Source organism: Daejeonella rubra (genome assembly GCF_900103545.1).
Taxonomy (GTDB): domain Bacteria; phylum Bacteroidota; class Bacteroidia; order Sphingobacteriales; family Sphingobacteriaceae; genus Daejeonella; species Daejeonella rubra.
Window position 1 is genome coordinate 106297 of sequence record NZ_FNHH01000011.1, and the last position, 13937, is coordinate 120233.

At 38.4% G+C, this 13937-nt stretch carries 9 protein-coding genes and 1 tRNA gene; 2 read left to right on the plus strand and 8 right to left on the minus strand.

Features of this window, described 5'->3' with window-relative positions; all coding sequences use genetic code 11:
• Window positions 1-7: 7 nt before the first annotated feature.
• Window positions 8-1516, plus strand: a complete 1509-nt coding sequence (locus tag BLR27_RS09830) for a GH3 auxin-responsive promoter family protein (protein ID WP_090704349.1) — start codon at window positions 8-10, stop codon at window positions 1514-1516.
• A 558-nt stretch (window positions 1517-2074) separates the two neighbouring features.
• Here the strand turns inward: BLR27_RS09830 and BLR27_RS09835 are convergent.
• On the minus strand, window positions 2075-3115 hold the full coding sequence (locus tag BLR27_RS09835; protein WP_090704350.1) for a TerC family protein: 1041 nt from the start codon (window positions 3113-3115) through the stop codon (window positions 2075-2077).
• A 2-nt stretch (window positions 3116-3117) separates the two neighbouring features.
• Window positions 3118-4089 (minus strand): polyprenyl synthetase family protein, encoded by a 972-nt coding sequence (locus BLR27_RS09840; protein WP_090704377.1) that lies wholly within the window; start codon window positions 4087-4089, stop codon window positions 3118-3120.
• A 311-nt stretch (window positions 4090-4400) separates the two neighbouring features.
• Here BLR27_RS09840 and BLR27_RS09845 point away from each other — a divergent pair.
• Window positions 4401-4487, plus strand: a tRNA-Ser gene (locus tag BLR27_RS09845).
• A gap of 67 nt (window positions 4488-4554) precedes the next feature.
• Here the strand turns inward: BLR27_RS09845 and hsdR are convergent.
• The 6 genes from hsdR to BLR27_RS09875 all read right to left on the minus strand — a co-directional run bounded on the left by hsdR (window position 4555) and on the right by BLR27_RS09875 (window position 13243).
• Window positions 4555-6924 carry an EcoAI/FtnUII family type I restriction enzme subunit R gene (hsdR, locus tag BLR27_RS09850; protein WP_090704352.1) on the minus strand — a complete coding sequence of 790 codons (2370 nt, stop codon included), beginning with the start codon at window positions 6922-6924 and terminating at the stop codon, window positions 4555-4557.
• On the minus strand, window positions 6921-8135 hold the full coding sequence (locus BLR27_RS09855) for a restriction endonuclease subunit S (RefSeq protein ID WP_090704354.1): 1215 nt from the start codon (window positions 8133-8135) through the stop codon (window positions 6921-6923). Before BLR27_RS09855 ends, hsdR begins: the two co-directional genes overlap by 4 nt.
• The gene (locus tag BLR27_RS09860) at window positions 8132-9586 is read right to left on the minus strand and encodes a class I SAM-dependent DNA methyltransferase (protein ID WP_090704356.1); all 1455 of its coding nucleotides are present in this window, start codon (window positions 9584-9586) and stop codon (window positions 8132-8134) included. Before BLR27_RS09860 ends, BLR27_RS09855 begins: the two co-directional genes overlap by 4 nt.
• Before the next feature lie 317 nt (window positions 9587-9903).
• Complete coding sequence (locus BLR27_RS09865) at window positions 9904-10515, minus strand: DUF7255 family protein (RefSeq protein WP_090704358.1); 612 nt, start codon at window positions 10513-10515, stop codon at window positions 9904-9906.
• Window positions 10516-10715: 200 nt separating this feature from the next.
• On the minus strand, window positions 10716-12221 hold the full coding sequence (locus BLR27_RS09870; RefSeq protein ID WP_090704361.1) for an HNH endonuclease domain-containing protein: 1506 nt from the start codon (window positions 12219-12221) through the stop codon (window positions 10716-10718).
• Between the two features lie 320 nt (window positions 12222-12541).
• Window positions 12542-13243 (minus strand): uracil-DNA glycosylase family protein, encoded by a 702-nt coding sequence (locus tag BLR27_RS09875; RefSeq protein ID WP_090704363.1) that lies wholly within the window; start codon window positions 13241-13243, stop codon window positions 12542-12544.
• Window positions 13244-13937 lie beyond the last annotated feature (694 nt).

The following is a 13937-nucleotide window of genomic DNA, read 5'->3' on the forward strand; positions in this document are numbered from 1 at the left end:
TTATAAAATGACAATTGTAAATTCCATTTTTACCTGGATTATGAAAAAGCGGATGCACCAGATCGAGCTTTTCATAAAATATCCTTATGATGTTCAGGATGAGTGGTTCCAGAATTTAATATCTACTGCACAAAATACAGAATGGGGCAAAATGCATGGTTATGAGTCGATCTATAACCAGGAACAGTTCAAAGAACGGGTTCCGATCCAGACCTACGACAGCCTTAAACCCTACATAGAAAAAATGCTCAGCGGTGAGCAAAACGTACTCTGGCCTTCAGAAATAAAATGGTTTGCCAAATCTTCGGGCACTACCAATGACCGAAGTAAGTTTATTCCTGTCAGTGAAGAATCACTGGAGGAGTGCCATTTTAAAGGCGGCAAGGATCTGCTGTCGATGTATTGCAATAACCGGCCGGATACCCGAATATTTACAGGGAAATGCCTGGTTTTGGGTGGCAGTCACCAGATCAATCAGCTGAATGCCGATTCCTGCTTCGGCGACCTATCTGCGGTGCTGATCAAGAATTTACCTTTCTGGGCTGAGTTCTACCGTACTCCTGACATGTCGATCGCTTTGATGGACAATTTTGAGGAGAAGGTCGAAAAGATGGCCAGGGCAACCATCGATGTGAATGTCACCAATATTTCGGGGGTACCTACCTGGAACATCGTTCTTGCCAAACGGATTCTGGAAATTACCGGCAAAGACAACCTGCTTGAAGTCTGGCCCAACCTGGAATTTTATTTCCATGGTGCAGTAAACTTTAATCCATACCGCGAGCAGTTTAAAAAGCTGATTCCTTCTGATGATATGTATTATCTGGAAACTTATAATGCATCGGAAGGTTTTTTTGGGATACAGGATCAGTCGAAGTCGGAAGAGATGCTGCTGATGCTGGATTACGGCATTTACTATGAGTTCCTTCCCATGGAAGACCTGCATAAGGAAAATCCTAAAACCCTGCGACTTGACGAGGTACAGCTCAATAAAAACTATGCTCTTATCATCTCTACCAATGCCGGTCTATGGCGGTACATGATCGGGGATACCATTAAATTTACTTCACTTTCACCACACCGCATACAGATCACCGGCCGCACCAAACATTTTATTAATGCCTTCGGTGAAGAGCTGATCATTGACAATGCTGAAAAGGGCCTTGCCAGAGCCTGTCAGGAGACGGGAGCGATCATTCGCGATTATACTGCTTGTCCCATTTATTTTAAAGGCAATAATGCCGGAGGACATGAATGGATCATTGAGTTCGAGAAAAAACCTGATGACATCGAGCGTTTCACCGACCTTATGGATCAAACCCTGCGTGAGATCAATTCAGATTATGATGCCAAACGTTACCGTGATATGGCCTTAGGCCGCCCACTAGTCCACATTGCTCCAGACGGAACATTCTATGAATGGATGAAAAGCCGCGGCAAACTTGGCGGTCAGCATAAGGTACCTCGATTAGCTAATGACAGGGCGTATGTGGATGAGATATTGAAAATGCTTTAGGCAGAGCCAGGAACCTGGAAGAGCCAGGAACCAAGAGCCAAGAGTCAGGATGATGAAGTGGTTTTTGAAATTACTGGTATTTCTTCAGATAATTGAATTCCTAGCCACCCAGTGTCCACCGCTGGTCCGTGGGACTCCATTGGAGCGGGGGAATAAAAGGGGGTGGTTCTTTCTAAATAGGAATAATTTTCACACGCTTTTAGTTTGTTAGTAGCTAGTTGGTTAGTTGGCTAGGCTCAGACATCTTACCTCATACTTCAGACCTCCTACCTCAGAAATATAGCATTCCGAACCACCCCCTTCCAGCGCTCTGGCCAACACACCCCCCGCCAGCGGTGGACAGTATGGCGGATAAGAAAATTTCGAAAATGGATTGAAATTTCAATATTACAACATATTCCTAGCCACCCAGTGTCCACCGCTGGCGGGGGAATAAAAGGGGGTGGTTCTTTCCTAAATAGCAATAATTTTCACACGCTTTTAGTTTGTTAGTAGCTAGTTGGTTAGGCTCAGACATCATACCTCCGACCTCAGACCTCCTACCTCAGACTTCTGACCTCAGTCCTTCTTCGGAAACACCAGCGAAGCCACAATACTCGTCGTAAGAATAAACAAAATCACAAACAAAGAATGCATGGTTGTAAAGCCCCAAAGGCTCAGCCAGTGGTGGGCAAGCATTTTAACACCGATAAAGACAAGCAAAAAGGCTAATCCCACCTTCAGGTAATGGAATTTATGGATCACATTAACCAACAAGAAGAACATGGAACGTAATCCCAGGATGGCAAAAATATTGGAGAAAAACACAATATAAGGGTCTTTCGTTACCGCAAAGATTGCAGGAATAGAATCTACAGCAAAGATCAGATCTGTGAACTCAACGATCAACAGCACAATAAAAAGAGGGGTTACCATCTTTGCACCATCCACCTTAATAAAGAACTTATTACCGACATATTCCGGGTAGACAGAGAAGTATCTGGAGGCAAAACGAACAACCTTATGATTCTCCGTATCGATCTTCTCCTCTTCGTCCCTGCTGATGAACATCGTGATACCGGTATAGATCAGGAATGCCCCGAAAATATACAGGATCCAGCCGAACTCATTGATCAGGGTAGAACCAAGGAATATGAAGATAAAGCGCATTAATACAGCGCCAATGATTCCCCAGAAAAGCACCCTGTGGTAGTATTTTTCGTCGACATTAAAGGCTGTGAAGATCAGCACCATCACAAAGATATTATCTACTGAAAGCGCATATTCAATCACATAACCTGTGATGAACTCCAATCCCAGATTCTGCTTATAAATAGCCAGACTTTCGGCATAATTATTCGGATTGAGCGTAATGTTATGAAGATGGCTGGTCGTGACCTCCTGCAACTGTGCAAAATTATTGATCCCATGCAGGATCTCCCCATTCGTGATCAGTAAGAAATAAAAACCCAGTGCAAAGCTCACCCAGATAAAGCTCATTACAGCAGCTTCTTTCAGGCTTACTTTATGGTCTTTTTTATTGAAAAGTCCGAGGTCAATAGAAAGCATCAGGACAATAAACAGCAGAAAGCTGCCAAAAAACAGATATTCGTTAGACATTTTTATTTTTTACGTTCAGTGGTAAAGCGGACCAGTTGCTCGAGGGCCCTTCGTGATTCATGTTCCGGAAATTCATTTAAAATAGCAAAGGCTTCATTTTGATACATCTCCATCTGAGATCTGGCATAATCCATCCCTCCGCTATTGCGAACAAAATCTATGATCTCGGAAACCTTTTCAGCTTCCTCATTATGATTCTTAACCAAATTGATAACTCTCTTCTTCTCAGAGCTTCCCGACTTATTCAAAGCATAGATCAGGGGTAGCGTGATCTTTTTTTCCTTGATGTCGATTCCCAATGGTTTCCCGATGTCATCTGTACCGAAATCGAAAAGATCATCCTTGATCTGGAAGGCAATGCCCACCTTTTCACCAAAAAGACGCATTTTTTCAACCGTATCCTCATTGGCACCTGCAGAAGAAGCACCGCATGCACAGCATGAAGCAATTAAGGAAGCGGTCTTCTGACGGATCACCTCATAATAAACCTTTTCGTCGATATCCAGTCGGCGGGCTTTCTCGATCTGCAATAATTCTCCCTCACTCATCTGCTTCACCGCATCTGAAACCAATCTCAGCAAACCGAAGTCGCCATTATTGATGGAGAGCAGCAAGCCTTTGGATAACAGAAAATCACCCACCAGAACCGCGATCTTATTTTTCCATAAAGCATTCACAGAGAAGAATCCGCGTCTTTGGTATGAATTATCCACCACATCATCATGAACGAGGGTGGCGGTATGCAATAATTCGACAAGGGCTGCACCGCGATGGGTAGCTTCGGTAATTCCGCCGCAAAGACTGGCAGAAAAGAATACGAACATGGGACGGATCTGCTTCCCCTTACGTTTAACAATATAATGTGTTATACGGTCCAGAAGCGGAACAGAACTTTGCATGGAAGATTTGAACTTCCCTTCAAAGGTGTCCAGTTCTGCGGCTATGGGTTTTTTGATCTCGTCGAGACTCAGCATCAATTCCTGAAATCTTTGGTTTTTAAATAATGTTGCAAACATATTGAAATTTCAGCACTAAATGGTCGGGCGAAACGATTGTAAACAGCTAATATTTATAAAAGCCTGTAATGTTTACAGAATTTTGATACTTTTGCATCCCTTCCGAAAGGAAAGGTTGGTGATTTTGAGAGGTGTCAGTCCGAAGGACGAATCATCACGTGGTAGAAAAGAATAACAATAAGGCCCAATAAATTGGAGAGGTGTCAGTCCAAAGGACTCCCTTGGAGAGCAAAAGGGAATTATTATAATAATAACAAGGCCCAATAATTGGAGAGGTGTCAGAGTGGCCGAACGAGCGAGCTTGGAAAGTTCGTGTACTAGCAATGGTACCGTGGGTTCGAATCCCACCCTCTCCGCAGGTTGATCATTAAAAGAGCTACAAATTTAGGTTTGTGGCTTTTTTATTGGTCGCTTGCCCGGTAATTATGCTGTCTTCTGTTTATAAAGATGTTCCTGAAACTCTATGAACAAACGGCTGATATTAGCTACATCACCCAAAATGTTTTTGGCATCTTCCAGGGATTGATATTTGTTTGTCAGTAAGACTGGTAGTTTCTCCTGATCAAGTTCTTCAACGCCTGTTTCAATGTATTTACTTAATACGAATTCGATAAACTCTTTTTGTTTGTTGTCGAGCAATGCAAAAATGGTGGCTTGAGCCGCTGCAACTCTTGCTTCCCGCGTCATTGGCTTAATATCGCTGTTAAACACATATTCCAATACATCAAAGAGATCGCTTTTTTCAGCGTTAATAAGTTTTTGCAGGGTGGACAGTTCATCCTTTCCAAAACCTGCATCGTCTAGTTTCTCTAATAATGTACGTCTGGTAATTGGATTGCTCCAAAGTGTCCGCAACTCATCTTCATTCTTGAAAAGATTGGGCAATTCTCCAAACAGATTATTCAGGAATTCTTCTACCGAAATTGGCTTACCATCGGCACTCCAGAATGAAGTGGACATCATATGCTGAATTTCACGTTCCTTGCCATCCCGCAACTTGATTTTAATGCGCTTGGTCTTTTCGCTTTTTTCTCCACCTTCACCACCATCTACAGCTACTCCTGTTTCATAGGGTGCCTTTGGCTCATTCACCATGGGAATCTCTGGTTCCAATGGCTCTCCATCCCATTCAGGATCGGCAAAATGGTGGTAGGCATCCACAAAGTCATAGATTGTAAAAAAGTCCTTTCCATCAAATAAACGGGTACCGCGACCAACTATTTGCTTGAACTCAATCATGGAATTTACAGGACGCATCAAAACGATGTTACGAATATTCCGTGCATCAACTCCAGTGGAGAGTTTTTGTGAGGTAGTAAGTATAGTAGGTATCGTTTTCTCGTTGTCCTGAAACTCACGCAGAAATTGTTCTCCCATTTCTCCGTCATTGGCAGTAACCCGAACACAATAATTAGGTTCAGAGCTTCCTGAGCCCGGGACAGGTTTTTTCTTTTGGTTTACAAGCTCACGTACTGCGGCAGCATGGTCTTGTGTTGCACAAAAAATAATTGCCTTTTCTTTTTGATTGGCATCGTCCATATAGATCTGAACACGTTTTGCCTCTCTGGCTTTTATTTCAATAATTTTATTGAAATCAGGTTCAGTGTATAATTTTCCTTCTTCAATATCCCCTTCAATTATTTGATCATCGCTTGTATAGATATAGTCATCCAGCGTGGTTTTGATTCGTTTCACCTTAAACGGTGTAAGGAAACCATCGTTAATGCCTTCCTTTAGTGAATAGATGTAAACGGGCTCACCAAAATATTTATAGGTGTCTACATTGTCCTGTCGTTTAGGGGTAGCTGTTAAGCCTAACTGAACGGCAGGTGAGAAATATTCTAAAATCCCACGCCAGTTACCTTCGTCATTTGCCCCACCTCGATGACACTCATCAATAATGATGAAGTCAAAATAATCGGGAGCATATTGTCCGTAGTTTGGTATTGGATTTCCGTCTTCGTCTTTACCAGACATAAACGACTGGAAAATCGTGAAGAATATATTTCCATTGGTAGGAACACGACCATTCTTTTTTACTTCATTTGGTTTTATCCGAACCAGAGCATCTTCGGCAAAGGCAGAAAACGAATTGAAGGCCTGATCTGCTAAAATGTTTCGATCAGCTAAAAATAATATACGTGGTCTGCGTGATAAATATGGCTTTAAGCCTGCCTGTCCGGCAGACAGGTTCCAACGGGTTTGGAATAATTTCCAGGCAATTTGAAAGGCAATAGCTGTCTTTCCTGTTCCTGTTGCCAGGGTTAATAAAATACGGTCTTTATGATTGGCGACTGCCTCCAGAGTGTTTTTAACGGCAATCTCCTGATAGTACCGTAATTGCCAAGAGCCACTTTTATCTTCAAAAGGAACATTTGCAAATTTTTCTCTCCACTCATTTTGAATGGCAAAGGTTTTGTCCCATAACTCATCAGGGGTTAAATAAAAAGCTACCAAACCTTCTGCACCTGTCTTCATGCAGATGCTGTAAATTTCTTTGCCGTTGGATGAATAAGTGGTTTCTAATTTTAATTTTTCTGCATATTGTTTGGCTTGTGCTACGCCTTCACCTACACCCAGATCATCGCTTTTAGCTTCAACAACCGCCAGTTTAATTCCTTTGTAAACCAGTATATAATCAGCAATGATTTTCTTGCCTCTTATGCCCCCGGTTTGGATTTTACCAGCTGTAATATTGTATTCACGAAGGATTTTTGAGCCCTCTATAACGCCCCAACCACAAGCTTTTAATTGAGGGTCTATGAGTTCTGCTCTTGTTTCTGCTTCGTTCATACTAATGCTGTTGTTATTTTTAATTCCCCACTAAATGCCTTTTGTAAAACTGATTTTTTGAGTTCTTCTAAATCATTTATTTTCTGTTTGTAAATAGCTTCTAATTTTTTGGTTTCGGTGGATAGTGCATCTAATTTTTGAACGATAGTCTGTTGTTCTTCAATTGTTTTTGGAAAAGAAATTTGATATTTATTTAATTTTTCTATTGTCAAAGCACTATATGCAGCACCAATTGCAAGACCTTTAATTTTTTCTACAAATGCAGTCAAAGCAAATTTTAAATAATTCGTATCTAAACTTTTAAACCCTTTGAACCAAACAATGTTTCCATCCTTAAAATAAAATTCTTCACTATTTTCAATAACCATTATTTCGCCAATTGTTCCAACTGCCGACATGAGTAAATCATTAATCTGAGGAACGCCAAATGATTTTTTTATTTCATTGTATCTTTTTCTTGAAATGAATAATTCCAAGGTTATACTTTTTCCATTTGATAATTCCTTAATTTCCTTAGTTCTATAAAAAGGAACACCATCTTTTACATACTCGCTTTTGTAAATTCGTTTGCTTGAAGTAATTGTTCCCAATTCATCTAAGCTTTTCGTTTCCCAGTTTTCATTACCATTCTCAAACACCCCCTGCAAATAACTTTCAAAAAGTTCTTTAGCATTTTTGAGGTTTTGTTCGGCATTGGCTTTTGCCCTGGCTATTGCCTCAAAGGCTTCATCTAATATGGCTACTATGCGTTGTTGTTCGGGGAGGGGTGGAAGGGAAATCTCAAAATTCCTTAGATATCCTAAACCAACAAATTTTTGAGTAGCTCCCTTTGCATCGTTTGACATACAATCAATGACATTGCTTGAATCAAGGAAGTATTTTAAAAAAAAGCTGTCTTGACTTTTAGGAACTTTGAACAATGCAACATTTTTAATTGCAAAATCTGGTTCATCCTTAATTACTACTGGATTACCAATAGTTCCAATCATAGCAAATAAAATATCACCAATGTCAACTTTGCTTCTCTTATTGATATTGATGTAATCCTGTTCGGTTATATAGTTTACATTATCATAATTCAAACTGTCATTCTTTAGATTTTTTGATGTGATCAAAGCGTAACCCTCACTCACGTATTTTGGAGAATCGTGTGTGCCATCTCTAACATCATAAACTTCACCTAATTTCTTTATCTCCCAACCCTGTTTCATATCAATCCCAAAATTGAATTTAAAATGTCCGCACTTTCTTCGTCCAGGGCTTTCATCTCCTCCAAAATTTCTTCTGGTTGGCGTAAGGCGGCTTCTTCTTTTTTGTTGGGGTTTTTGGCTGACAGATCAAAGGTAGTTTGGTCAATGTTTTTTAAATCAATCGTCCAGGAGTTTTCGCCTTCTGCTTTTGTTTTTTGCAATTCTACAAAGTCTGACAGATCTTTTTCGTTCAGGGCATTGGTCTTGCCGAGGTTCCTGTCTAAGTTCAGCTGGTAAAACCAAACCTTTTTAGTGGAAGACCCTTTCTCAAAAAATAGCACCACGGTTTTCACTCCTGCACCGGTAAACGTTCCACCAGGCAAATCTAACACGGTATGTAGGTTGCAACTTTCCAGCAATTGTTTACGCAAAGCAACCGAAGCATTATCTGTATTACTCAAAAAGGTATTTTTAATCACTATACCTGCTTTACCTCCTGCCTTTAGTATTTTAATAAAATGCTGAAGGAATAGAGAGGCCGTTTCACCAGTTTTAATTGGGAAGTTTTGCTGCACTTCGGCACGTTCTTTTCCACCGAAGGGAGGATTAGCCAACACAATATCGTAGCGATCTTTCTCTTGAATATCCGCTAAGTTTTCGGCAAGGGTATTGGTATGGATAATGTTAGGTGCTTCAATACCGTGAAAAATCATATTCATGGTACCAATGATGTAAGCCAGTGATTTTTTTTCTTTCCCGTAAAAGGTTTTCTTCTGCAGGGTTTCTACATCAGAGGTAGTTAGTGTTTTGCTTTTTTGTAAAAAGTCGAACGCCTCACACAAGAAACCAGCACTACCCACAGCACCATCGTATACTTTATTTCCAATCTCTGGAGCTACTACTTTTACAATGGTTGTAATAAGCGGCCTTGGAGTATAATATTCACCACCATTGCGCCCGGCATTGCCCATGTTTTGTATTTTAGACTCATACAAATGGCTCATTTCATGCTTTTCGGCATGTGTGCGGAACCGAAGTTCATCAATACGGTTGATTACCTCGCGTAAGTTATAACCGCTTTGTATGCGGTTTTTTAGCTCGCTGAAGATCTCACCAATTTTATATTCAATGGTGTCGGCACTTACAGCATCTGCCTTAAACTTTTTGAGATAAGGGAACAGTTGAATATTTACAAAATCTGCCAAATCATCGCCTGTTAAAGCTTTGTGGTGGTCAATTTTGCCATCTGTTCCTTTTGGTGCGGCCCAAACTGTCCATTGGTATTCGCTAGCAATTATGGGTGTGTAAGTCTTACCTGTCAATTCAGCAGCGGTAGCTTTATCTTTTTCTAAATCGTCCAAATACTTTAAGAACAATACCCAGGAAGTTTGCTCCACATAATCTAATTCACTACCACAACCAGCATCTTTATGCAGGATATCATCTATATTCTTAAAGGTTTGTTCGAACATTATTAGTTATGCATTTATGAATTCATAAAGTTATCATTCTTATCGGTGGGTTGGTAAAATTTAGTTGTTTTGGTTTTTGGGAAGGGTCGGGTTGGGTTTTGGGTAAAATCAAATGGGGTGAATGGGTGGCAGGCATTTTGGGGTGGCGGTTAGTGCACGCAGTGTTGATTTTTTTAGGGATGCTTGTAAGGTTTGAAGGCACAAGAAATTGGCGATTTTTACTTCAAATGTTGATGCGGAGAACCAATTTTGAATAGCCACAAATGTGTCTGCGGAGCACTGAACCGCCAATTTCTTGTAGGTGCTTATAGCCAAGGTTATTTTCTAATTTCATCTATAAAGTCGTTAATTATATTGTTGTCGTTGTTGCTCAATAAACTGTCAATTGTCTTGCCGCAAAACTTGTCATAAATTGAAACTCTATAAACTGGAATATTTCTTATACTAGAGGTAATATCTTTCATAAAGTCGTAATAGGCTCTTTGTCGCCAGCGAGAGCTACCATTGCCTGATAAATTTGCGTCTACATTACTTTGTAAAAACATTTTTTCTGTCGAGTCATTTTTCCAATTCTTACCCCAACTTGCTGCACTTAGGCAATTGCTTTCAAAGTCTTTACAAAAGTCCTTATAGTTAGCAACCAAAAAATTCGAATTATTGTCGTAAAAACTTGAGTGTAGTGTTTCTAATCTGTATCGGTTGAAGTGTCGTTCTTCGTCAAACTCAATAATAAAGTCTTTTGTTGATATGTCCCAAGGGCCGTAATTTGTCGGAACCGTTTCTAATTGTCCACCTAACTTTTTGTAGGTCTCGCTAACTTTATTAAATAAGTTTGAGTTTTCAAGTTCCCTTAAAGTTAATTTGTCGTGCTTAAAAGCAGTAAACTTTTTTAGTGTAATCTCTTTAAATTTATCTTGTCGTTGTCCCATTTTATTGGTCTATATTTAGTCGGTTTACAGTATCGTCATGCATTGGCTATAACGGTTTGTGGGTTTAAGAAGTTGGCGCCTATTAGCACGAATATAGTAGCGAATAACCTAATTTCCATAAACCCCAAATGCATCTTCGTAGCCCTGAACCGCCAATTTCTTGTAGGTGCTGTTATAGGGCGTTTTTCTTTCGGTCGTCATTAATTTCGTCCAGTTAAAACATACATTTCTGTTAGTCCTTTTCTGTTGAACAATTCGTCTTGTCGTCTTGCTGAAACAAGTAAACTATCAATTTCTCCTTCTGGTTCGTCCCAAAGCGGATGATTGAAAAGTCGTTGCAAACAAACTCCAATTCTATCTTTTTGATTAGTGTCCATAACTGCACGATACAACAGTTTTTCTCTGTCGTCATTTGTTATGAAGTTGAAAGCCATACCCAAAATACTTTTTAAATATGGAGCCCAAGTCAAAACAGCACCTTTATGCCAAATTCTTCTTGCTTTCAATTCAATATTTGTCAATGATTTTCCACGAGTATTCTGGACCCAATTATTTAATTGTCCATACTGAACAAGCAAAACAGAAACTTCTTTAAAATTTTCCAATTCAGAATCTCTAAAATCTCCGGAAGATTTAAAGTTTGCAGAAGATGGTTCAAGAAATAATGTGTTTGGAAATACTGCCGTTTTCAACAAGTCAATTGATAATGCAAAACCTGTGTCTCTTGATGCAACAGCAGTAAAATTGTTAATTGCAGATAATTCAACTGCATTAGTCATAATTGCACTTTTAAGCATTTGCTTTGCGTCCGCACGGCTGTGTTGTTTATCAGAAACAAGGTAGCTTATGAAATTTTCTTCCGAGTGTTTGTCAACTGGTTTTGTTGATGTGAATTCCCCTAACATTTCTTTGTAAATAACAGAAAGTCTGTCAAGCAAAGTAGAAGTATAAAAGGGTATTTGTTTGTGTTTTGAGTGTGCATCAAGATTTGTAATCATCAAGTCGTCAAATAGCTTTTTTGCTTTATCTGCTTCTGTTGGTGAAATGTAGGCTTTGATGTCAACTTCTCTAGTGTTGTTTAAAACCTGTCCAGCTAATTTGTGCTGTCCGTCAAACAATTTTATTCTATTGTCAATTAGTCGGGCAATTGAAGGCGCAAGTTGTGGATGGTCTTTTAAATGGTCTCTTAAACTGATGAGTCTTTTGTAGTCGATAACTCTCGGTTGCAAGCCTTCTTGATCGTCATTTTCAAGCCACTTAATAGGAATTCGACCGTAGAAATATTGAACGTTTAAAATGTTGTCGAACAAAAGTGAAAAAGTTCTTTTATCAACTCCATCATCAATTTTTATGTTGTTGGGTTCAATGGTAAAATGAAATGATTTTGGCAAAATTTCTTTAAGTAGAAAAATGTCTTGCAGTTTGATGTTGTTTTTCTTGTCGTTGAAAAGTTTCTCAAGTTTGTAATTGTCTCTAAACTCATATAAAGGCTGGTCTGATTTTCTGCGATTATATTCTTTGAGAACAATTCGGATGTTCGATAAATCACTGTCACCTTGTTTTGAAAAAGGTAAAATATGGTCATATTCAAAGTCGTCTGTATCTCCGATAACTTCTCCTGAAATGAAACATCTCAAAGAGCCGTCTTTGTCCTGTTGTTGTAGTCTTACTTGTTGCTTTTCAGCGTCTGATATTTGTCGTTTCATATTGTATTGTGTCGTTCTTTAAAATGCCCTATAACTTGTATATACCCCTGAAGAACTCTCTCCAAGCCACGCAAATCCGGGTGTATTGTACCATATATATCAGGCTTATTGAATTTGCTTATTAAAAAATCAGATTTCAAGTTTATTTGAATACCTATCCCCATATAAACGAATATGTACGTTTATCTTAACCAAAAGTTAATAACTTCAATTAAAAGAGATGCAATTTGTCAGCACTTCAAAATCAATCAAACCCTAATTATTAGATAACAACAAATCATAACAGAACCAATCAAGCCCCCACTTTGAGGTAAGCCCTATTATATGCAGGCATTTTTTATTTCATTTATCAAATTTGGAATTACCGTTCTATTCTTGCCTTTAAAATATAATGCGTTTGGATGATAGGTCTTAAAAGATTTTATAGATTTCAATCTATCATCGTTAAAGGAAATTTCCCAAATACTATCCGAAATTTCTGTTTGTTTGAATTTTCCAAAATTATTCTCGATGAAATAATCGTAATCAGATCCAGTGAGAAAAACTATTACATTAGGTTTCAAAAGTTCGATTTCGTCCCGTATTAATTGAAAATAACGAAATTGTATTTCGTTGATCTCTTTTATATTTCCTTTACCTATTCGTCCTATTTTATTAACATTATTCCACAAAAACACTGTGTTTTTGTGTTCCTGAATAGCCTTTCTAATTCTCTTGAATTCATTCCAAAATGGACCAGAATAACTGTTTATTCCTCCATTAAGATAGAATTTACGGTAAATTTCAATTGACTTATCTAATGAATTAGAATATTCACTATTGTTACCACATTCATTACACCAACCATTTGTTTCTTGCCCAAAAATCATTATTCTGTTTGAATAAGAACCATAATCGTCAGGAATAGTAATAAAAAAGGGGTTTGTAGCTTTCTTCTCAGGTGGTACATTTAAATTATACTCCTTCAAATGACCATCAACAATTTTGAGTCTTTCTCTATAAAGTGAAATTAATTCATCCATGTAATTTTCAATTTTAACTTGCCAACAATTTATTTATTAGGTTAATAAAAAATCACAATCTTCATGAATCCCTATGAATTGTAGCCTTTTTGACATTCATAAAAATATGCCTCAAGCTCCTCTATTCTTCCTGCTAATCAATATTTAACCATTCAACCACTACCCTTAATAATGATATTTTGACTCAGTATTTGATTATAAATGATAGATACAATTTGTAAAGTAAGTCCTATTATCAAGCACTCTGTAACCTTATAGCACATACCGAAAAAAAGCATTAACCTGCCATTCAATTAATTACTTTTCTTGCTTAAAATTTTCGTTTACTAAAATTCCTTTTAATTGAGTAGAATATCTTACGGGAAACCGGAAACGAGGCATTTGTTAGTTAGTTTTCTGGAAGGATGACCGATTTATAGAAACCAAGATCAAGCATGATTTCATTCAAACAGGTTGTAGGAGAATATTTAAGGAAGGAGTATTAATTAAAATTTTGCATTTTATATCTTAATTAACAACGCATAAAATTGGCTTTCAGAAAAAAGCTAAAGGATATTTTATTGTTTATTCGAGTCGGAAGACTCTTCTTTATTGACAATCCGTAGAGATTCTGTGTTGATTTCCAAATAAAATTGTTTTTATCTTTGTTTTTTAAGACGGTCAAGAACCAGTCTGTGTAGCGTACTGATCCTTA

What these genes read in the sequence shown, in the direction of transcription:
- BLR27_RS09840 (WP_090704377.1), bottom strand. Translation starts at nt 4,089, where the DNA reads ATGCTGAGTCTCGACGAGATCAAAAAACCCATAGCCGCAGAACTGGAC.
- BLR27_RS09835 (WP_090704350.1), bottom strand. Translation starts at nt 3,115, where the DNA reads ATGTCTAACGAATATCTGTTTTTTGGCAGCTTTCTGCTGTTTATTGTC.
- hsdR (WP_090704352.1), bottom strand. Translation starts at nt 6,924, where the DNA reads ATGAACGAAGCAGAAACAAGAGCAGAACTCATAGACCCTCAATTAAAA.
- BLR27_RS09875 (WP_090704363.1), bottom strand. Translation starts at nt 13,243, where the DNA reads ATGGATGAATTAATTTCACTTTATAGAGAAAGACTCAAAATTGTTGAT.
- BLR27_RS09870 (WP_090704361.1), bottom strand. Translation starts at nt 12,221, where the DNA reads ATGAAACGACAAATATCAGACGCTGAAAAGCAACAAGTAAGACTACAA.
- BLR27_RS09865 (WP_090704358.1), bottom strand. Translation starts at nt 10,515, where the DNA reads ATGGGACAACGACAAGATAAATTTAAAGAGATTACACTAAAAAAGTTT.
- BLR27_RS09855 (WP_090704354.1), bottom strand. Translation starts at nt 8,135, where the DNA reads ATGAAACAGGGTTGGGAGATAAAGAAATTAGGTGAAGTTTATGATGTT.
- BLR27_RS09860 (WP_090704356.1), bottom strand. Translation starts at nt 9,586, where the DNA reads ATGTTCGAACAAACCTTTAAGAATATAGATGATATCCTGCATAAAGAT.
- BLR27_RS09830 (WP_090704349.1), top strand. Translation starts at nt 8, where the DNA reads ATGACAATTGTAAATTCCATTTTTACCTGGATTATGAAAAAGCGGATG.